This window comes from Stappia sp. 28M-7, from assembly GCF_014252955.1.
Lineage (GTDB): Bacteria > Pseudomonadota > Alphaproteobacteria > Rhizobiales > Stappiaceae > Stappia.
In genome coordinates, this window is sequence record NZ_JACMIA010000001.1 from 2705486 (window position 1) to 2726003 (window position 20518).

At 67.8% G+C, this 20518-nt stretch carries 19 protein-coding genes and 1 tRNA gene; 12 read left to right on the forward strand and 8 right to left on the reverse strand.

Annotated elements, in window-relative coordinates; genetic code table 11:
* Positions 1-37: 37 nt before the first annotated feature.
* Positions 38-1345, reverse strand: a complete 1308-nt coding sequence (locus tag H7H34_RS11905) for a type II toxin-antitoxin system HipA family toxin (protein ID WP_185925301.1) — start codon at positions 1343-1345, stop codon at positions 38-40.
* Entirely contained in the window at positions 1335-1673 is a 339-nt protein-coding gene (locus tag H7H34_RS11910; RefSeq protein WP_185925302.1) for a helix-turn-helix transcriptional regulator, read from the reverse strand. Before H7H34_RS11910 ends, H7H34_RS11905 begins: the two co-directional genes overlap by 11 nt.
* A gap of 338 nt (positions 1674-2011) precedes the next feature.
* On the opposite strand from H7H34_RS11910, the gene H7H34_RS11915 reads away from it, so the two are divergent.
* The 3 genes from H7H34_RS11915 to H7H34_RS11925 all read left to right on the forward strand — a co-directional run bounded on the left by H7H34_RS11915 (position 2012) and on the right by H7H34_RS11925 (position 3942).
* A tRNA-Glu gene (locus H7H34_RS11915) sits at positions 2012-2087 on the forward strand.
* Between the two features lie 188 nt (positions 2088-2275).
* A complete protein-coding gene (chrA, locus tag H7H34_RS11920; protein WP_185926525.1) occupies positions 2276-3511 on the forward strand; it encodes a chromate efflux transporter in 1236 nt (411 codons plus the stop codon).
* Entirely contained in the window at positions 3505-3942 is a 438-nt protein-coding gene (locus H7H34_RS11925) for a YqaA family protein (RefSeq protein WP_185925303.1), read from the forward strand. Before chrA ends, H7H34_RS11925 begins: the two co-directional genes overlap by 7 nt.
* 142 nt (positions 3943-4084) lie before the next feature.
* Here the strand turns inward: H7H34_RS11925 and H7H34_RS11930 are convergent, their stop codons facing one another.
* Positions 4085-4864, reverse strand: a complete 780-nt coding sequence (locus H7H34_RS11930; RefSeq protein ID WP_158592627.1) for an IclR family transcriptional regulator — start codon at positions 4862-4864, stop codon at positions 4085-4087.
* 314 nt (positions 4865-5178) lie between these two features.
* On the opposite strand from H7H34_RS11930, the gene H7H34_RS11935 reads away from it, so the two are divergent.
* The 6 genes from H7H34_RS11935 to menC all read left to right on the forward strand — a co-directional run bounded on the left by H7H34_RS11935 (position 5179) and on the right by menC (position 11651).
* The gene (locus H7H34_RS11935) at positions 5179-6744 is read left to right on the forward strand and encodes an ABC transporter substrate-binding protein (RefSeq protein WP_120267720.1); all 1566 of its coding nucleotides are present in this window, start codon (positions 5179-5181) and stop codon (positions 6742-6744) included.
* Positions 6745-6953: 209 nt separating this feature from the next.
* Positions 6954-7871 (forward strand): ABC transporter permease, encoded by a 918-nt coding sequence (locus tag H7H34_RS11940; RefSeq protein WP_097176271.1) that lies wholly within the window; start codon positions 6954-6956, stop codon positions 7869-7871.
* A 4-nt stretch (positions 7872-7875) separates the two neighbouring features.
* On the forward strand, positions 7876-8784 hold the full coding sequence (locus H7H34_RS11945; RefSeq protein ID WP_067333863.1) for an ABC transporter permease: 909 nt from the start codon (positions 7876-7878) through the stop codon (positions 8782-8784).
* Positions 8781-9632, forward strand: coding sequence for an ABC transporter ATP-binding protein (locus H7H34_RS11950; RefSeq protein ID WP_185925304.1), 852 nt, complete (start codon positions 8781-8783; stop codon positions 9630-9632). The genes H7H34_RS11945 and H7H34_RS11950 overlap by 4 nt, the downstream gene beginning before the upstream one ends.
* Entirely contained in the window at positions 9629-10438 is an 810-nt protein-coding gene (locus H7H34_RS11955; protein WP_185925305.1) for an ATP-binding cassette domain-containing protein, read from the forward strand. Before H7H34_RS11950 ends, H7H34_RS11955 begins: the two co-directional genes overlap by 4 nt.
* Before the next feature lie 70 nt (positions 10439-10508).
* On the forward strand, positions 10509-11651 hold the full coding sequence (gene menC / locus H7H34_RS11960) for an o-succinylbenzoate synthase (RefSeq protein ID WP_120267716.1): 1143 nt from the start codon (positions 10509-10511) through the stop codon (positions 11649-11651).
* A 10-nt stretch (positions 11652-11661) separates the two neighbouring features.
* Here the strand turns inward: menC and H7H34_RS11965 are convergent, their stop codons facing one another.
* The 4 genes from H7H34_RS11965 to H7H34_RS11980 form a co-directional block, all read right to left on the reverse strand.
* On the reverse strand, positions 11662-12693 hold the full coding sequence (locus H7H34_RS11965; RefSeq protein ID WP_097176275.1) for an AbrB family transcriptional regulator: 1032 nt from the start codon (positions 12691-12693) through the stop codon (positions 11662-11664).
* Complete coding sequence (locus H7H34_RS11970) at positions 12690-14192, reverse strand: tripartite tricarboxylate transporter permease (RefSeq protein ID WP_120267714.1); 1503 nt, start codon at positions 14190-14192, stop codon at positions 12690-12692. The genes H7H34_RS11965 and H7H34_RS11970 overlap by 4 nt, the downstream gene beginning before the upstream one ends.
* Positions 14193-14199: 7 nt before the next feature.
* Positions 14200-14640: a tripartite tricarboxylate transporter TctB family protein gene (locus tag H7H34_RS11975; protein WP_120267713.1), complete on the reverse strand. Its 441-nt coding sequence runs from the start codon at positions 14638-14640 to the stop codon at positions 14200-14202.
* Positions 14641-14762: 122 nt separating this feature from the next.
* Complete coding sequence (locus H7H34_RS11980; RefSeq protein ID WP_185925306.1) at positions 14763-15731, reverse strand: Bug family tripartite tricarboxylate transporter substrate binding protein; 969 nt, start codon at positions 15729-15731, stop codon at positions 14763-14765.
* 176 nt (positions 15732-15907) lie between these two features.
* Between H7H34_RS11980 and H7H34_RS11985 the strand changes: the two genes are divergently transcribed.
* The 3 genes from H7H34_RS11985 to H7H34_RS11995 all read left to right on the forward strand — a co-directional run bounded on the left by H7H34_RS11985 (position 15908) and on the right by H7H34_RS11995 (position 19203).
* Entirely contained in the window at positions 15908-16579 is a 672-nt protein-coding gene (locus H7H34_RS11985) for a response regulator transcription factor (protein ID WP_067215689.1), read from the forward strand.
* The gene (locus tag H7H34_RS11990; RefSeq protein ID WP_185925307.1) at positions 16576-18009 is read left to right on the forward strand and encodes a sensor histidine kinase; all 1434 of its coding nucleotides are present in this window, start codon (positions 16576-16578) and stop codon (positions 18007-18009) included. Before H7H34_RS11985 ends, H7H34_RS11990 begins: the two co-directional genes overlap by 4 nt.
* An 81-nt stretch (positions 18010-18090) precedes the next feature.
* Positions 18091-19203 (forward strand): ABC transporter substrate-binding protein, encoded by a 1113-nt coding sequence (locus tag H7H34_RS11995; protein WP_120267710.1) that lies wholly within the window; start codon positions 18091-18093, stop codon positions 19201-19203.
* Positions 19204-19380: 177 nt separating this feature from the next.
* Here the strand turns inward: H7H34_RS11995 and H7H34_RS12000 are convergent, their stop codons facing one another.
* Positions 19381-20457, reverse strand: coding sequence for an ABC transporter ATP-binding protein (locus H7H34_RS12000; protein ID WP_185925308.1), 1077 nt, complete (start codon positions 20455-20457; stop codon positions 19381-19383).
* Positions 20458-20518: the final 61 nt, after the last annotated feature.

Sequence of the window (20518 nt, forward strand, 5' to 3'; positions counted from 1 at the left end):
TTGCGGAGGGGCGCCCGGCGCCCCTCCCTTGCACGTCTCACATGTCGAGAGCCCCGGACAGGCGCTCCGCCCCCCCTTCGAAGATGAAGGGGTTAAGGAAAATGCGGCCGGCCAGCAGGTCCCGGTCCGCCTCGCTCAGGTCCGCCTCTTTCGCAACCTCCGGCCACGCGGCTCGCATCCGCTCGATCTGATCGGCGATCAGATCTTCCGCCGTCTGCGCGTCGAGCAGAAAGTTTGGCGCGGCGGCGAGGCAGGTGGTAATTCGGCTCATCCGGTCCTCTCCGGTAATCAACATGGCCTGCGTCGCCTCGTTTCCTGCTCGGTTCTGCGGACAGATGTCGTAGGCCGGCGTCAGCGCCAAATGCCTGCCGTCCCAGAATGCCGCATGGTTGCGGGCATGGTCGTCCGTGTTGCCGCACAGAACGTTGAACACCAGCCGGCCGAACAACTCGCGCAGCGTTTCCTTCGGCCGCACGAAGCGGTGTCGGATGATTTCCCCCAGGTCCGCATAGCTCGCGTAGCGCGCCATCATCTCGTCCAGCCCGAACAGAGTGAGCGCAGAGACCATGGCGCGGCGCTGCCAGCCGTCGGCGCTGAGCAGGCGGTCGAAGCGCTCGACCAGCAGCACGTCCTTGCCCGCGACTCGTGCGAGCCGCACCGGCGCAACATCGAGACCGACCTCGCCCGCAAGACGCATGGCGACATACTCGGCTTTCACCACGTTATACGTGTCGGTCGACGAAGAGAATTTGGCGATCAGCTTGCGGTCGCCGTCCTCGATCATGGCTTTGGGCCGCGCCCCACCCAGCGAACTGCCATGGAAGAGGGCCTGATCGAGTTCGGGGGTCAGGCGAATTCCCCGCTCCACCCTTTCCGCCGCGCCGAGCAGCTCCTCGAGGCTCGCGGCTTTCGCTGCGCGCGCCTGGTACTGCGTGGGTGATCGCTGAAAATCCAGCGCGCCGATCCGGTCGGACCCGGATTCCAGCATGTAGGTCAGCTCGTCGAGAGCGCCGATGTCTGCGTCCCGACCGCGCAAGCCCATCATTCGGTTGAGGATCACTCGGCGCCCCCAGGCGTCCGGAGCACCATCCCGAAGACATCCGGCAATCGTCAACCCCGCCGCCGGGGCAATCGCACCACGCGTGAGCGGAAGATCCGGCTCGAAGATGGAAATGGCCTCCTCGCGGTCGAGATAGCTCTGACCGTAATTGAAGATAAGGCGCTCGCCGTCGCGCCAGATCCGCCCTGCCACTACGGGCATCGTCGCTTGCGGCAACCAGATCCACACGTAGGCTTCATCGTGGGCCGCGTTCGGGTGTGCGTCCTGGCCCGACCTAGAAGTCATCTTTCACCGCCTTCTGGCCCTGACGCACCGCCTTGGGAAGCAGGGTCAGCTTGTCGCCAACCATCCCGAGGTGGCGGGTGAGCGTGGTCGGCTCCGCATCGAACAGCCGGACGCCGACGATTGCCGCCACTTCGAAGGCCGCGCCGATGGAGCATCCCATGTCGCCGCTTTCGATCCGGTGGACGAGACCGCGCGATACCCCGGCCCTCTCGGCCAGCTCGGTAATGGTCATTTCCCGCTCGACGCGGGCGCTCCGGATCATATGCCCGAGCAGTTCGACCGCTTCCTGCCCGTAGCGAGAGTAGCTGCGTGTCGCCGGCTTGCTCATTCGCGCCTCGATGTTCCATAAAAAGGTCTGGTAGCGACTTCTCGCTCCATTTATGGAGCATCTTACCATAGAGCCTCTTGGAGACGCCAGCCATGTTCCATAATTGGATCGCAAGGCAATAATAAGATCTATTTATGAAGCAAGATCTCCATAAGACACCGTCTTAGGCACGCGCCCCTTTGGCGACGCGGCACATCCTGGTCCGGCAAAGGCGCGAAGATCGACATCGGCAAGCTCGTGCCGACCGCTTCTCTTCACGAGCCTGTGGACGACGCGTCACCTACCCTCTTGCCGACGGCGAGAAAGCTGCTTATAACCCGCGCACATCGACGGACCGGGCGCCCATCGTCTAGCGGTCTAGGACGCCGCCCTTTCACGGCGGAAACACGGGTTCGAGTCCCGTTGGGCGTGCCACTCCGTCGCTGTTCTCCCCCACATCCTGCTTTCCAGATGCACCGCCTGCGGCGCGCCGGCGCTTGCGCAAGGACGGCATCATGCTGTCATGGTCCCGCAACATCGCGCGGCTACACGGCGCCGTCCGCAAGCAACAGGCAGGAGAGGACGACGTGACGAGGAGCACCCCCGTCCCGCGAGAGCAGACGATGCCCCCCGCGCCGCAGCCGCGCGGCAGCGCTGGCGAGGTCTTCCGCGCCTTCCTCAAGCTCGGCCTCACCTCCTTCGGCGGCCCGATCGCCCATCTCGGCTATTTCCGCCAGGAACTGGTGCTGCGCCGCAAGTGGCTGGACGAGGCCGCCTATGCCGATCTCGTCGCCCTGTGCCAGTTCCTGCCCGGCCCCGCCTCCAGCCAGGTCGGATTCGCGCTCGGGCTGATGCGCGCCGGCCCGCTCGGCGCCCTTGCCGCCTGGACCGCCTTCACGCTTCCCTCCGCCTTGCTGCTCGTCGCCTTCGCGCTCGGCGCACCGCTGTTTGCCGGCCCCCTCGGCCAGGGCCTCGTTGCCGGGCTGAAGCTTGTGGCCGTTGCCATCATCGCCCATGCGGTGCTCGGCATGGCCCGGGCCCTGTGCCCCGACCGGGAGCGGGCGACACTGGCGCTCGCCGCCGCCGCCATCGTCCTGCTCGTTGCCGGGCCGCTGGCCCAGGTCGCTGCCATCGCGCTCGCCGCGCTGGCTGGTCTCACCTTGAGGCTTCCCACGGCCGGCGCCGCAGCTGGCGCCGCAACTGGCGGCACGCCTGCCCCCGCCTCCCGCGCGCCCGTTTCCCGCCTCGCGGGCCTTGTCTGCCTGGCGCTCTTCGTCCTGCTGCTGGTCGGCCTGCCGCTTGCCCAGCTTGTCGCGCCCTCGCAGGCGCTTGCCGTGCTCGATGCCTTCTACCGCGCCGGCGCGCTGGTCTTCGGCGGCGGCCATGTGGTGTTGCCGCTGCTGGAGGCCGAGGTCGTGCGCAGCGGCTGGGTTGGCGCGCAGAGCTTCCTTGCCGGCTACGGCGCGGCGCAGGCCGTGCCCGGTCCGCTCTTCACCTTCGCCGCCTACCTCGGCGCGGTGATCGCCCTGCCGCAGGGCGCTGTATTCGGGGCCGCGCTGGCGCTTGTCGCGATCTTCCTGCCGGGCCTGCTGCTGCTCGTCGGCGTGCTGCCGTTCTGGCAGGCGTTCCGCGCCCGCACCGGCGCGCGCGCCGCGATGGCCGGGGCCAATGCCGCCGTCGTCGGCATCCTGGGTGCCGCGCTCTACGATCCGGTCTTCGCCAGCGCGGTCACGACGCCGGCGCAGTTCACTGTGGCGCTCGCCTGTTTCGTGCTGCTGACCGCGTGGAAGGCTCCGCCCTGGATCGCGGTCCTCGTCGGCGGGCTCGGCGGCATGCTGATCGGAGCCACAGGATGGTAGAGATCGGGGTCTATGGCGGGCTGTTCCTCTCCGCGCTCGGCGCGGCGACGCTGCTGCCGATGCAGTCGGAGGCGGTGCTCGTCGGCCTGCTGCTCAGCGGCCGGCCCGTGCTGCTGCTGCTGTTCGTTGCCAGCCTCGGCAACACGCTCGGCGGGCTCATCAACTGGGCGCTGGGGCGCGGCATCGAGCGCTTCCGCCACCGCCGCTGGTTCCCGGTCAGCGAGGCCGCCCTCACCCGCGCGCAGGACTGGTACTCCCGCTGGGGCAAGTGGTCGCTGCTGTTGTCCTGGATGCCGATCATCGGCGATCCGCTGACGCTTGCTGCCGGCGTGATGCGCGAGCGCTTCCTCACCGTGCTGGTGCTGGTGGCCATCGCCAAGACCGGCCGCTATGCGGTGCTGGCCGCCGTCACGCTCGGCTTTTTCGGCTAGCCACGGCCACTGATTCAAACTCGCTCCTGCGAGCCGAATGGCGTGGTTTGCGAGAACCGGAGCGCAGCGTACATTCGGGTACGTGAGCACCGGAAGCGCAGAAAACCGCGATAGGCGGCCGCGGGAGTAGAGTTTCCTGCCCTTACGCGAGAGCGACGACAGACGAAATCGTCCGCGACGCATCGGTAATCGCCGGCACGAGCTCGCGCTTCACCCGCTCCTCGCTCCATTCGGGGATGTAGACCGGCATGCTTATGGCCGCGACCGCCTGGCGGTTGGCGCCGATCACCGGCGCGGCAATGACGATTTCCTGCAGCATGATCTGCTGGTTGGTGATGACATAGCCGTCGCGCTGCGCCTGCGCCACGCGCTCCCGCACGAGCGCAGGATCCTGGCAGGTGAAGGGCGTCACCGGCTCCGGCAGGCCCGGCTCCATCATCCGCTCCAGCACCTCGGGCGGCGAGAAGGCGGCGATCACCTGCCCCACCGCGGTCACCGCCGCCGGCTGGCGCACGCCGATCAGCGTCGTGTCGTAGGCAAGGCTCGTATGCGGGATCCGCGCCTTGTAGACGACCTCGTGCCCGTCCAGCACTCCGAGATTGACGGTGGTGCGCAGCGTCCGGCTGACCTCGATCATGCGCGGCAAGGCGCGCTCCAGCAGCCGGTCGTGGATCAGGAACGCATAGGCCAGATCCAGCATCCTCAGGCCCGGGCGATAGCGGCGGGTCTTGTCGTCGCGGTCGAGATAGCCGAGCGCATGCAGCGTATAGGTCAGCCGCTGCGCCGCGCTCTTCTCCAGCCCGGCCGCTTCCGCGATCTCGGTCAGGCTCAGCGCCACATGGTGATCGCGGAACAGCGCCAGCACCCGCATGCCCCGCTCCAGCGTGCTCGCCAGCACCGGCGGCCTGGTCTGTTCGCTCATCTTGCAGTCATCTCCCACTGGCGCCTTCCGCTTTCCCGCGATCCTCGGCACCGGAAAAATCCACCGCCCGTTTCGCCGGCAAAAACCGGAGCACCATGAATGCCTTGGTGTGTCTCCACCGCCCGCAGCGGCCATGCGGAGGGCTTTTTCCCTAAGCCGCACGACCGGGCGCCGCTTGACAAGCAATAAGTTGTCACATTTAAATATCAATGTCGATAATCACTATTCGATAACAAGCACAAAATATCGATCACAGCCGGCGTCTATCGCGACCGGTATCGATCAAAGGGCGATCCAGCGCCCAGGAGGTCCCCATGTCCCGTAGCCTGTCCCAAAGCATGTCCTTGAAGTCTCTCAAGCTGAGCACCGCGCTCGCCGCTGCCCTGGTGCTGTCCGCACCGTTCGGCACCGCGCTTGCAGGTCCGGACGACAACAGCCTGGTCTGGTCCGCCCAGAAGGAGCTGACCGCCGCCGACACCTATTTCGACACCTCCCGCGAGGCGATCGTCGTTGCCCAGCACGTCTATGACGGTCTGGTCTTCTGGGATCAGGAGGCCCAGGAGTTCAAGCCGCTTCTGGCCAGCGAGTGGCGCCAGATCGACCCGCAGACGCTGGAGTTCGACCTGCGCGAGGGCGTCACCTTCCACGACGGCAGCAGCTTCGGCACCGAGGACGTGGTCTACACGCTGAACTTCGTCATCGACGAGAAGAACGGCGTTCTCAACTACGGCGACATCAAGTGGATCAAGTCGGCCGAGGCCGTCGGCGAGCGCACCGTGCGCATCGAACTGAACGAGCCCTTCCCGGCCGCGCTGTCCTATCTGGCGCTGGTCCTGCCGATCGTGCCTGAGGGCCATTTCGACAAGGCCGAGACCGGCAGCGACGGCACCAAGCGCTTTGCCTCCGTGCCCCCGGTCGGCACCGGTCCCTACAAGGTCACCAGCTTCGGCAATGGCGACACGGTCGTCATGGAGGCGAACGAGGCCTATTTCGACGGCCCCAAGGGCAAGCCGCAGATCGCCAAGCTGACCTACCGCACCATCACCGACGCGGCGACGCAGATCGCCGAGCTGATGACCGGCGGCATCGACTGGGTCTGGGGCATCAGCAACGACCAGGCCGAGAACCTCGCCCAGGCGCCGCACCTGACCTCGGTCAACGCGCCGACCATGCGCATCAGCTACCTGACCTTCGACCTGAAGGGCACGAGCGGCACCGATGTCTTCACCGACGCCAAGATCCGCAAGGCCGTCGGCCATGCCATCGACCGCGCCCGCATCGCCAAGTACCTGATGGGCGAGAACAGCCAGGTGGTGAACGCTGCCTGCCATCCGAGCCAGTTCGGCTGCACCAGCGAAGTCACGGCCTACGACTACGACCCGGAGAAGGCCAAGGCCCTGCTCGCCGAGGCCGGCAAGGCCGACGGCTTCTCCTTCGACCTCTACGGCTATCGCGACCGCGAAGTCACCGAGGCGATCATGGGCGATCTCGCCAAGGTCGGTATCAAGGCCAACCTGCGCTGGCTGCAGTACTCCGCCGCCCGCGACCTGATCCGCGAAGGCAAGGCGCCGGCCGCCAACATGACCTGGGGCTCGTCCTCGATCCCGGACGTGTCGGCGATCACCAGCTACTTCTTCGGCGGCGGCCCGGACGACCCGGCCAAGGACCCGGCCCTGCAGGAGGCCATCCGCCGCGCCGACCTGTCCAGCGACCGCGACGTGCGCCTCGCCAGCTATGCCGAGGCCCTGCAGCTGATCGCCGACGAGGCCTACTGGCTGCCGCTGTTCAGCTACACCAAGAACTACAGCTACAACGCCCAGCTCGACTTCACCCCGTCGGCTGACGAGATGCCGCGCTTCTACGCGACCAGCTGGAAGTAACGGCAAGGGCCGGTGCCGCGCCCGGATGCGGCACCGGTTCGCTTCGCTTTTCTGCCTGCCAGAGTATCCTGACCGCCAGCCCGGCTGCTCCCGAACGCCGCCGGAAATGCCTTCGCATGCGCTCTCGATACCTTGCGGCACGGCCGCCGTCCTTACCGGCCCCGCTCGAAAGCCTCTCGTCGAAGGTCCAGACCAGTCAAAGGCCCGGCATGATCCGCTTCACCCTCAAACGTCTGGCGATCGCAGCGCTCGTTGCCCTCGTCGTCTCCGGCATCAGCTTCGGCCTGATGTTCGTGTCCGGCGATCCCGCCATCGCCATCGCCGGTGAAGGCGCGACGGAAGACGACATCGCCGTCATCCGCGCCCGCTACGGCTTCGACCGCCCGGTCCCGGTGCAATATGCCGAGTGGATCGGCCGCGCCGTACAGGGCAATTTCGGCGACAGCATCTACTTCAGCAAGCCGGTGGTCGACCTTCTGGCCGAACGCTTCCCGGCCACCGCCACGCTCGGCGTGCTGGCCATCGGCGTCGCCATCCTGCTGGCGATCCCGCTCGGCATCATCGCCGCCATCCGCCAGAACCGCCTGCCCGACCGCGCCGCGCTCACCTTCGGCACCATCGGCCAGGCGACGCCCAGCTTCTGGCTCGGCCTGATGCTGATCTGGCTCTTCGCGGTCAAGCTTCGGGTCCTGCCGGTCTCCGGTTCCCAGACGCTGGCCCATTTCGTGCTGCCCGCCCTGGTGCTCGGCTACTACGCCGCGCCCTCCATGCTGCGCCTGTGCCGCGCCGGCATGATCGACGCCCTGTCGTCCGACTATGTGCGCACCGCCCGCGCCAAGGGCCTGCTGCCCCGCCAGGTGATCTTCGGCCATGCGATCCGCAACGCCATCCTGCCGGTGATCAGCGTCGCGGCGGTCGAGTTCGGCTTCATCCTCGGCGGCTCGGTCGTCGTGGAAAGCGTCTTCGGCATCCGCGGCATCGGCCTGCTGGCCTGGGAGAGCATCGCCCGCAACGACTTCCCCACCATTCAGGCGATCATTCTCGTCTACGCCATGATCTATGTCTGGCTGACCTTCCTCGCGGATGTGATCAATGCCTGGCTCGATCCCCGCATCCGCGTGAGCTGATCCCATGAGCACAAACACATCCTCGATCCCGGCGGCTCCGGCCCGCCTTCCCCATCCCTCGCCGCGTCGCATCCTGCTCAAGCGTGCGAGGGAACACCGCGGCCTCGTGATCGGCGGCGCCATCGTGCTGGCGGTCGTTCTGATCGCCCTCTTCGCGCCGCTGATCGCCCCGCACGATCCGTATGCCCAGGACCTGTCGAAGCGGCTGCTGCCGCCGGTCTGGTCGGAAAAGGGCAGCTGGGAGCACATCTTCGGCACCGACGCCCTGGGGCGCGACTATCTCTCGCGCATCCTGTTCGGCGCCCGCATCTCGCTGCTGATCGGCATCTCCGCTGCCATCGGCTCGGGCCTGATCGGCACGACGCTCGGCCTGCTTGCCGGCTATTTCGGTGGCCGCGTCGACAGCGTCGTCACCTTCATCGTCTCGGTGCGCCTGGCGCTGCCGGTGGTGCTGGTGTCGCTGGCCGTCGTCTCCCTGTTCGGCGGCGACCTGTGGATCGTCGTCACGGTGCTGAGCCTGTTGCTCTGGGACCGCTTCGCCGTCGTCGTGCGCTCCGCCACCCAGCAGCTGCGCAACCAGGAATTCGTCACCGCCGCCCGCGCCATGGGCGCCTCCACCCCGCGCATCCTGATCGTCGAGCTGTTGCCGAACCTCATCGGCCCGCTCGTCGTCATCGGCTCGCTGGAGGTCGCCCACGCCATCCTGCTGGAATCGGCGCTGTCCTTCCTCGGCCTCGGCGTGCAGCCGCCAACCCCGTCCTGGGGCCTGATGGTCTCGGAAGGCAAGGGCCTCGTCTTCTTCGACGCCCGGCTGATCGCCCTGCCCGGTGCCGCCATCGCCATCCTGGTGCTCGGCATCAACCTGATCGGCGACGGCCTTCGCGACGTGCTGACCCCGGAGGGCCGGTCATGAGCGTCCTTTCCGTCCGCAACCTCAAGGTCACCATCCCCACGCACGGCGAGCCGCTGCATGCGGTGCGCGGCGTCGATATCGAGGTCGGCGCCGGCGAGACGCTCGGCATCGTCGGCGAGAGCGGCTGCGGCAAGTCGGTCACCTCGATGGCGATCATGCGCCTTCTGCCCGGTCGCATCTCCGTCACCGCCGACGAGATGCGCCTCGGCGACACCGACCTTGCCGCCATGAGCGAGCGGCAGATGGCAGACATCCGCGGCGACCGCATGGCGATGATCTTCCAGGAGCCGATGACCGCGCTGAACCCGGTGCTGACCATCGGCCGCCAGATGAGCGAGACCTGGATGCGCCACCGCCGCGGCAGCAAGCGCGAGGCGCTGGAGGCCGCCATCGACCTGCTCGACCGGGTCGGCATCCCGCATCCGCGCGAGCGGCTCGGCGTCTACCCGCACCAGCTCTCCGGCGGCCTGCGCCAGCGCGTGATGATCGCCATGGCGCTGCTGTGCGATCCCCAGCTGATCATCGCCGACGAGCCGACCACCGCGCTCGACGTCACCGTCCAGGCGCAGATCCTCGACCTGCTCGCCTCCCTGCAGCAGGAGCGCGGCCTCGCGATGATCTTCATCAGCCACGACATCGGCGTCGTCGCCCGCATCGCCGGGCGCGTGCAGGTCATGTATGGCGGGCGCACCGTCGACGGCGGCCCGGTCGGCGAGCTGCTCGGCTACCCGAAACACCCCTACACCAGGGCGCTGCTCTCCTCCGTGCCCCGCCGGGGCATGCGCTGGGGCCGCGACACGCTCGGGTCCGTGCGCTGGAGCGAAGACGCGCCGGAGGCCTCCTCATGAGCGACATCGTCATGGAACTGCGCGACGTGCGCCGCACTTACCGCATCGGCGGCGGCATGTTCGGAAAGCAGCGCGACTTGCATGCGCTCGACGGCGTCAGCCTGCAGCTGCGCCGCGGCGAGGTTCTGGCGCTGGTCGGCGAATCCGGCTCGGGCAAGAGCACCCTGTCGCGCATCCTGCTCGGGCTCGAGGCCCCCACCTCCGGCGAGGTGTTCCTCGACGGCGCGCCGGTCGCCTCCATCCGCCGCCGCGCCTTCGCTGCCCGCGTCCAGCCGGTGTTCCAGGATCCCTATTCCTCGCTCAACCCGCGCAAGACCGTGCGCCAGATCATCGAAGCGCCGCTGGTCATCGCCGGCGGGGTCGCGGCGTCCGAGCGGCTGCGCCGGGTGCGCGAGCTGCTCGACATCCTGCGCATGCCCGAGCGCATGCTGGAGGCCTATCCGAGCCAGATGTCCGGCGGTCAGCGCCAGCGCGTTGCCATCGCCAGGGCGCTGATCTCCCGGCCCGAGATCGTCGTGTGCGACGAGCCGACCTCCGCGCTCGACGTCTCGGTGCAGGCGGAGGTGCTGAACCTCCTGATGGAGCTGCGGGCCGAGTTCGGTCTGACCTATCTCTTCATCAGCCACGACCTTGCGGTGGTCGAGTACATCGCCGACCGGGTCGCGGTCATGCAGTCCGGCCGTCTCGTCGAGGTCGCCGACGCCGAGGCGCTCTTCGCCGCCCCCGCGCACGACTACACCCGCCGCCTGCTCGCCTCCGCGCTCACCGTTCCCGCAGCCAGCCCGGACGTCAGCCCGGAGGCCTGAAATCTTCTGCCTTTCCCGAAGCCGGCGCGCCCTCGCCCGCCGGCTTCCCATTCCCCAGAGGGTCACTGAAATGACACGCCCCATCGCCACCCGGCAGCTGCCTCTCACCATCGACAGCGCCGAGCTGCACATCGTCCGCCTGCCGCTGATCTCGCCCTTCACCACCTCCACCGGCACCATGCACGAGAAGGTGTTTCCGCTGCTGGTGCTGAAGTCCGGCGAGCTGGAAGGCTATGCCGAAGGCGTGATGGATCCGCTGCCCGACTATCTCGACGACACCATCTCCGCCGCCACCTACTTCCTGCGCGAGGCGATCCTGCCCAACGTGGTGGGCAAAAGCTTCGAGAACCCGCAGGAGCTGGAAAAGGTGCTCGCCCCCTGGCGCGGCCACTGGATGGCCAAGGCCACCGTCGAGATGGCCTTCTGGGACCTGTGGGCCAAGGCGCTCGGCCTGCCGCTCAAGACCCTGCTCGGCGGCACCGGCGACAAGGTCGCCGTCGGCGTCTCGCTCGGCCTGCAGGACATCGAGGCGACCGTCGAGGCGGCCAAGCGTCATCACGCGGAAGGCTACAAGCGGATCAAGCTGAAGATCGAGCCGGGCCACGACGTCGAGCTCGTCGCCAGGGTGCGTGCCGCCCTGCCGGACGCGCGCATGAGCGTCGACGCCAACACCGCCTATTCGCTCGCGGATCTGCGGGTTCTCAAGGCGCTCGACGCCTACGACCTCGAGTATATCGAGCAGCCGCTCGCCTATGACGACATCCACGACCACGCCGTGCTGCAGTCGCGCATCGCCACGGCCGTCTGCCTCGACGAGAGCATCCGCTCGGCCGCCGACGCCCGCAAGGCGCTGGCGAGCGATGCCGCCCGCGTCGTCAACATCAAGGTCGGACGCGTCGGCGGCCATCTGGAAGCCCGGCGTATCCATGATATTGCGCAGGCGTGGAGCGTTCCGGTGTGGTGCGGCGGCATGCTGGAGTCCGGCATCGGCCGCGCCCACAACATCCACATGTCGACCCTGCCGAACTTCCGCAAGCCCGGCGACACGTCGAGCGCGCGGCGCTATTTCCGCAAGGACCTGACGGTGGAATGGCTGGAGACCGAGGGCGGCATGATGCCCGTGCCGGAAGGCCCCGGCATCGGCGTGCGCCTCGACCGCGAGTTCCTGGAGAGCATCTCCAGCGACCGCGAGACCTTCGGGGCGGCCGGGTAGCCGCCCGCCCCTACCCGCCCTTGCGGCGGCCGACGAGGAACGGCATCGCGGCGAACAGCGCCAGGATGCGGAAGACGTGATGCGTCGCGACGTAGACCGGGTCGTAGCCGAGCGCCAGCGCCATCGACGACATCGCCTCCACGCCGCCCGGCGCGAAGGCCACCCACACCTGCCCGAACGGCAGTCCGGTCATCGCGGCGGTGAGCCAGCTCGCCGCCGCGGAGATCGCCAGCGCGCCGCTCGCCGCGGCAAGGCCGGCAACGCCGAGCAGCCGCAACTCCTTGCCCGTCAACCCGCTGAACCTTGCGCCGATCACCGCGCCCGTCACCGTGAACCCCAGGAAGGTCAGCGGCAGCGGCAGCCGCCCCTCGACGAGGCCGGCCGCATGGGTCGCAGCGCTCAGGATCAGGCCGGCCAGCAGATAGGCCGCCGGCACGCCGAGCCGGTCGCCGGCAAGCCCGGCCGCGAACCCGGCGATCAGGATCACCACCGCCGCGCCGTAGCCGATCTCGCCCATCGTCGTCAGCACCGCCCCGCTCGGCGCGCTGTCGATCAGCGCGATCACCGGCGGCAGCAGCACCGTGATCACCAGCAGCCGCAGGCTCTGCAGCACCATGACGGCGCGCAGGTCGCCGACGCCGGAGGCGGCCAGCGACAGGCAGTAGCTCAGCGCGCCGGGCGACGTCGCAAGCCGTGCGGTCGCAGGGTCCAGCCCGTAGCCGCGCTGCAGGATCGTGCCCGACACCACCATCACCGCGGCGATGGTCGCCGCCAGCATGGCAAGGCTCACCGGCCACTTGGCGATGTCGGAGAGAAAATGCGGCGTGACCCCGGCTCCCAGGGTCACGCCGATCACCAGAAAGGCGCAGTTTCGCAACAGGCCCGGCACCTCGGGTTTGAGGCCCAGCATCGCGGCGAGCGTCACCGCGACGGTGCTGCCGATCAGCGCGGCGGCGGGCAACCCTGCCAGCGTCGCCGCTCCCGCGCCGGCAAGCCCGGCCGAAAGGGCAACGGCAAGGCTGCGCCACCGCGCTCCAGTCATGCCTCGACAGCCTTCTTTTTGCGGCGGCCGAGCCAGATCGGCACGATCACCACGATCACGGCCAGCACATAGAGCATGATGCTGTTGCCCGAGTTGAGCAGGATCGACCAGTCGCCGCCGGAGATCGACAGCGCGCGGCGCAGGTTGTCCTCGAACAGCCCGCCCAGCACGAAGCCGAGGATCACCGGCGCCAGCGAGAAGTCGAGCTTGCGCAGGATCCAGCCGAACACGCCGAGCAGCGTGATCATGTAGAGATCGTGCGGGTTGCTGACGACCGAGTAGACGCCGATGAAGGCCAGCACCGCGATCAGCGGCGTCAGGTACTGCTGCGGGATGGTCAGCAGGCGGGCGAACAGCCCGACCAGCGGCAGGTTGATGACCAGCAGCGCGACGTTGCCGATATACATCGACGCGATCAGGCCCCAGGCGATTTCCGGCCGCTGCTCGAACATCAGCGGGCCCGGCGTCACGTTGAACAGCAGCAGCGCGCCGAGCAGGATCGCCGTCGTGCCGGAGCCGGGAATGCCGAGGGTCAGCATCGGCACCATGGCACCGCCCGCGGCGGCGTTGTTGGCCGATTCCGGCGCCGCAAGGCCCCGGATGTCGCCCTTGCCGAAGTTCTCCGAGTTCGGCGCCACGCGCTTTTCCGTGCCATAGGCAACGGCGGAGGCAACCGAGGCGCCGGTGCCCGGCAGGATGCCGATGAAGAAGCCGATCACCGAACCGCGCAGGATCGTCCACTTGGTGAAGGCAAGGTCCTTCATCGAGACGAAGCTCTTGTCCAGCGCCAGCGGCTTCAGCTTGCCGGTCACCTGCTGCTCGACGAGGTGGATCAGCTCGGCCATGCCGAACAGGCCGATGACCACCACCAGGAAGTCGATGCCGGCCAGGATGTCGGGAATGCCGAACGTGTAGCGGGCAACGCCGGTGTTGGCGTCGATGCCGATCGAGGCGAGCATCAGGCCCATCACGGCGGCGAGCAGCGTCTTGACCGGGTTGCTGCCGACCAGCGAGGCAAGGCTCGCGAAGGCGAAGACCATCAGCGCCACATAGTCGGACGGCGAGAAGGTCACAGCATAGGAGGCCAGCGCCGGGCCGCTCAGGGACATCAGCACGACGGCGAAGGTGCCGCCGCAGAACGAGGCAACCGCCGAGAGCGACAGCGCCCGTCCCGCCTCGCCGCGCTTGGCCAGCGGGTTGCCGTCCAGCGTCGTCATCACCGCACCGGCATCGCCCGGCACGTTGAGCAGGATCGAGGAGATGCGCCCGCCGTATTCGGCGCCGTAGTAGATGCCGGCGAGCAGGATCAGAGCCGACTCCGGCGGCAGGCCGAGGCCGTAGGCGATGGGAAGCAGGATCGCCACGCCGTTGATCGGGCCGATGCCCGGCAGCGCTCCGATGAGCGTGCCGGCAAAGCAGCCGATGAGCACGAGCGACAGGTTGAAAGGCTGCAAGGCTACGGCAAAGCCCGCAGACAGCCCGGAAATGACAGCGTCCATGGGAGCCTCACAGAATGTGGTTGAGCAGGCCTGCGGGAAGGTTCAGCTCCAGCAGGCGGGTGCAGGCGAAATAGCCGACCGTGCCGGTCACCGCGCCGAAGGCGATCGCCTTGAGCGGGGCCGCGCCGAGCATGATGCCGAAGACGGCGCAGAAGACCCATGTCGACACCAGGAAGCCGAGCGGCTCGAACGCCCGCGCGTAGACCATCAGCATGACGACGACCAGCGCCAGCCGGCCCAGCGTGGCCAGATCGGCCTTGAGCTTGGCGACATCCGGGCGCGCGATCAGGTAGAGCGTGCAAAGGATGGCGACGATGCCCAGCAGCTTCGGCCAACTCTCCGGCCCCAGCGGGTCGTACTGGAACGGCGCCTTGATGACTGTGAAGGCGATGTAGGTGTAGAGCAGTGCGATCACGAGGATCGCGCCCGCAAAGACGCGGTCTGCCATGACGTCCTCCCTTCCCGGGTCTTGCCCCGGTTGGCATGGGCCCGGTTGGCATGGAGCCGGCGGCACGTTGCGTGCCGTCGGCCCCAGCTGTCCGGTTACCTTGGCCTTGCGGCCTTCTCGCGTTACTGGATCAGGCCGGCTTCGCGGGCGATCTCGCGCATGTTGGCGATGCGCTGCTTGATCGACTCATCCAGCTCGGCGCCGGCGAGGTTCAGCGGCAGCAGGCCCTTTTCCTTCTGCAGCTTGGCGAAGTCCTCGCTGGCATAGGCCGCCTTGAACTTCTCGACCCACGCATTGTAGGCCTCGTCCGAGACGTTCTTGCCCATGTAGAAGCCGCGCAGGATGGTCCACTCCGCGTCATAGCCCTGCTCCTTGACGGTCGGAATGTCCGCGAAGGGCGCGTCGAGGCGCTCGTCGGACATCACGCCCAGGATACGCAGCTTGCCGGTGCCGATATGGGAGACCATCTCGCCGACGTCGCCCATGTAGACCTGGATGCTGCCGCCGAGCAGCGCCGCGATGGACTCGCCGCCGCCGTCGAAGGCGACGTAGCGCATCTTCTTCGGATCCTGCTCGATGGCCCGCAGCAGCAGCGCGCCCTTCATCCAGTCCTGCGAACCGACCGAACCGCCGGCACCGAAGACGATGGACGAGACATCGGCCTTCACCGCGTCCATCAGGTCGGACAGCTTCTCGAACGGGCTGTCGGCACGCACCACGACCGCGCCGAAGTCGGCACCGGCGGTGGCGAGGAAGCGCACGTCGTTCTCGGTCCACTGGCCGTATTTGCCGGTGGCGATGTTGAGCAGCGAGCCGGAGGAGAAGGCGACGATGGCGTTCGGGTCGTCGGTACGGGTGGTGTTGAACAGGTTGATGGCCACCGCGCCGATGCCGCCCGGCATGAAGCTGACCTGCATCGGGGTGTCGAACTGGCCCTGCAGGCCGGTCTGGGCGACGCGGCAGGTCAGGTCGAAGCCGCCTCCCGGCTGCGCCGGCGCAATGCACTCGGGCTTGGAGATCTCGGCGGCGAATGCAGGGGTGGCGAGGCCGGCGACGATGATCGCCGCGGCCGCGGTCTTGAAGAGTTTCATGTAGTCCTCCCGGTTGTCGCACGAAACGGGCCGCAGCGGCGGCGCCGTTCATGGATCAGCGACACTAGGCCGCCTGGCTGACCGGAGCTTGACCCGTCGCTGACGCGACGCTGACAGGAAACCCTGCGGCAACGGTTTTTCTTCCCGGAGGTCACCGCTTGCACTAATCAAGTGGGATGCGGATCGTTCTTGTGGAGGACAATGACGAACTTGCCGAAGCGATCATCGATCGCTTCCGGGGGGAAGGTCATGCCATCGACCGGGAGGCGGATGGCGAGCAGGCGAGCGAGCTCCTGCGCTACAAGACCTTCGACCTCATCCTGCTGGACGTGAACCTGCCCGGCCGCAACGGCTTCGAGATCCTCCGCCAGCTCCGCCTCAGCGGCAACCACACGCCCGTCATGCTGCTCACCGCCCGCTCCGAGGTCGACGACCGCGTCGTCGGGCTGGATGCGGGTGCCGACGACTACATCGTCAAGCCGTTCGACCTGCGGGAGCTCGCCGCCCGCTGCCGGGCGCTGGCCCGCCGCCGCGCCGGCGAATCCAGCAACCTGTTCATCGCCGGCAACTTCACCTTCGACCGCGCCGCCAAGCGCGCAACCGTCGACGGCCAGGACGTCGACCTGCGCCACCGCGAGGTGCAGCTGCTGGAGGTGATGATCGGCAATATCGGCCGCGTCCTGTCCAAGGAGGAGGTCGCCGACAAGCTCTACACCTTCGAGGAAGTGCCGACGCTGAACGCCGTCGAGCAGACCATGACCCGGCTGCGGCGCAAGCTGGAGGGCGCGGCCTTCTCCATCCGCACCATCCGGGGCCTCGGCTATATCGCGAGCGTCCGCGACGAATGACGCTGCCCCCGCCCCTGGCTGAAGCACGCACCGTCCCCTATTCGCTGCGCCGGCGGCTGACCGTCGGCATGGTCGCCGGCTTCCTGGCGATCCTCGTCGTGCTGTCCATCGGCCTGTGGACCTACGCGCGCAACGCCGCCAACCAGACCTACGACCTGCTGCTGGCCGGCTCGGCCATCGCCATCCTGGAGCGCATCTCGCCGACGCCCGACGGGCTGATCGTCGACATTCCCTCCTCGGCGCTGGAGATCGTTGGCCTCGCCAAGGAGGACCGGGTCTTCTACCGCGTCTTTCGCCTCGGCGGCAGCACGCTGACCGGCGATGCCGAGCTGCCGCTGCCGCCGGGCGGCGTGCGCGCCGGCGACCAGCCGCGCTTCTTCGATGCCCCCTTCAGCCGCGAGGTCTCGCGCTTCGTGCTGCAGGGCAAGCTGATCATCGAGCCGACCGGGCCGGACTGGATCATGCTCCAGCTCGGCCACACGCGCCGCGCGCGCGATGCGATGCAGATGGACCTTTTCTCCAAGGGGCTGGCCGGCCTCGTCGCCATCGCCGTGCTCGGCCTCGTCTTCATGCGGCTCGGCATCAACCGGGCGATGGCTCCGCTCGCCGGCATCGAGGCCGACATCCGCGGCCGGGAGCCCTCCGACATGACGCCGCTGGACGCCAAGCCGCCGCGCGAGGTGGAGGGGCTGATCGGCGCCATCAACGACTTCATGGGCCGTCTCGTCACCAGCAAGGAGCACGCCCAGTCCTTCATCGCCGATGTCGCCCACCAGATGCGCACCTCGCTCGCCGCCCTGCAGGGGCAGTTGCAGCTGGCCGCCGAGCAGGACGAACCCGAGCGCATGCGCCAGCGGCTGGAGCGCGCCTCCGAGCAGGCGACGCGCACCATCCGCCTCACCAACCAGCTCCTGTCGCATGCCATGGTCACCCATCGCGGCATCGACGAGCCGGTCGAGAAGATCGACCTGATGCCGCTGATCCGGGCCTCGGTCGAGGAGTTCCTGCGCCACCCGGAGACCGAAGGCATCGACATCGCCGTGCTGCACGACGACCTGCCGGCCGGCTCCGCCCTGCTCATCGCCGATCCGGTGGCGCTGCGCGAGGCCCTGCGCAACCTGCTCGACAATGCCACACGGCACGGACCGAAGGACATCCGTATCGACATCGGCCTGTCACGTACCCGGATCGATGAGCGCGAGGCCCTGTGCATCTCGCTGGACGACAGTGGTCCGGGCATTCCGGCGGCCGAACGCGAAAAGGTGCTGGAACGCTTCTATTCGCTGAACCGGGCCGGCGGGGGATCCGGCATCGGGCTCAGCATCGTCAACGCGGTGGCGCGCAGCCATGGCGGCCGGCTCGCCCTTTGCGACAGCCGGCTCGGCGGGTTGCGCGTCGAGCTGGACCTGCCGGTCGACGGGCCGGCGTGACGTGAGAGGGGGCGACCGGCGCGAGCGAACCAGCGCCGGCACCCGACAGGGAACGGAAACGGGAACGGGAGGAAGACGGGCATGACGCTTGCGTCCCTTGCCATGACACGCATCGCCGCCGCGCGCCGCATGCTTGCCGCCGCGCGCGGCGTGGCAGCGCTGGCCCCCGCCGTGCTCGGCGCGGCAGCACTTGCCATGGCCGGCATCGGCCCCGCCCGGGCCCAGACCGTGCTGACCATCTACAGCGCCACCGACACCTCGGCGATGACGGAGGTGATCGCCCGCTTCGAGGCGACCCATCCGGCGGTCAAGGTCGAGTATGTCGAATACAACACGTCCGAGCTTTACGAGGCCATCGCCTCGCATCGCCATTCGGTCGACGTGGTGATCAGCTCCTCGATGGACCTGCAGGCGAAGCTGGTGAACAGCGGCGATGCCTACGCCTTCAGCCCACCCAATGCCGATGCCCTGCCCGAATGGGCGCGCTGGCGCGGCGAGCTCTACGGCTTCACCTGGGAGCCGGTGGTCATGGTCTACAACAAGAAGGCCTTCGCCGACCGGCCGCTGCCGCAGACCCGTTCCGAGCTTGCCGGCATGATCCGCGACGACCCGGACTTCTTTCGCGGGCGCGTCGGCACCTACGACATCCACCTGTCCGGCGTCGGCTACCTCTTCGCCACCCAGGACGCCCAGCGCGGCTACCAGTTCTCGCGCGTCGCCGAATCCTTCGGCCGCGCCCGCGCCCGCACCTTCTGCTGCACCCGCGACGTGCTCGACCGCGTCGCCAGCGGCGAGCTGGTCTACGGCTACAACATGATCGGCTCCTACACGCTCGGCGTCGCACGCAACGACGAGCGCATCGGCTACTACCTGCTCGACGACTACACGCTGGTGATGAGCCGCACCGCCTTTATCCCCGAAACCGCGCCGAACAAGCGGGCCGCCGTTTCCTTCGTCAATTTTCTCCTGTCCCCGCAAGGCCAGGCCGCCCTTGCCTCCTCGCCGGAACTTATCCCCCTCCTGCCCGAGGCGAACGCGGCCTCCGGCCATAGCGGCGTGCCGGGCACCGAAGGGCGCTCGCTGCTGCCGATCCGGCTCGGCACCGGCCTGCTCACCTATCTCGACCGGCTGAAGAAGGAGGCCTTCCTCGCCGACTGGTCGGCGGCGATGCAGGTCGAAAGCGCCTCGCAGTAGAGTGCGGGGATAAACGGCCAAAGGCCGGCCCGGAGGAGCCTCCGGCCGGCCTTTTCGCGATTTTGGGCATCTTGCGACGCCCGACTCCAAAAAAACGCGATTTCGAGACGGAATTTTGCAAAATCCGTCTCAATCTCGATATCGCCTGCAAGCTCTTGTCATCATAGAAGAAAACGCTCAGAGAGCCTCGATCCGCGCACCATTTTCGCCGTCGAAATAGTGCAGGTCCGCAAGCTCGTAATCGAGGCTTATCCTCTCGTTCGGGCGCAGCGCCACGGTCGGCGCCAGCCGGGCCGTCAGCTCCTGGCCGCCGAGCCGGCAGATCGCCATCGTGTCCGAGCCGAGCGGCTCGAACACCTCGACCACCGGGGCGATGGCGCCCCCCTTGTCCCCGGCAAAGGCGAGATGCTCCGGGCGGATGCCGACGTCCAGCCGCGCCCCGTCGGCAGCCGCCACCTCGCCCAGCCGCAGGGCCGCATCGCCCACCCGCAGCACCGGCGAACTGCCTGATCTGTCGACATTTCCGCTGAACACATTCATCTGCGGCGAGCCGATGAACTCGCCGACGAATCGGCAGTTCGGCCGGCTGTACAGCTCGATCGGATGGCCCTGCTGCACGATTTTACCCCCGCGCAGCACCACCACCCGGTCGGCTAGCGTCATCGCTTCCGTCTGGTCATGGGTGACATAGACCGTCGTGGTCTTGAGCATCGCGTGCAAGCGCTTGATTTGCGTACGCATTTCGACACGGAGCTTGGCATCGAGGTTCGACAGCGGCTCATCGAACAGGAACACCGCGGGCTTTCTCACGATGGCCCGGCCCATGGCGACGCGCTGGCGCTGGCCGCCCGAAAGCTGCCCCGGCTTGCGGTCGAGATAGGCCTCGATCTGGAGGATACGTGCCGCCTCGCGCACCTTCGGCTCGATCTCGGAAGCCTTCAACCCCCTCATTTTCAAGCCGAATCCGATATTCTCGGCCACGCTCATATGCGGGTATAGCGCGTAGTCCTGAAACACCATGGCCACGTCCCGGTCGCGCGGCTCCACGTCGTTGACGACCCGCTCGCCGATCTTCAGGACGCCGCCCGAAATCTCCTCGAGCCCGGCGATCATCCGCAGCATCGTCGACTTGCCGCATCCCGACGGCCCGACGAAAGCGACGAATTCCCCGTCCTCGATGTCCAGGCTGACCCCATGGATCGCCCGCACCGACCCGTAGTCCTTGACGATCCCCTCCAGCCGGATATCCGCCATGGCCCTCTCCCTTGACCGCCCGCTTCTACGGGGCTTGCATTATCGATAATTTGAATGTTAT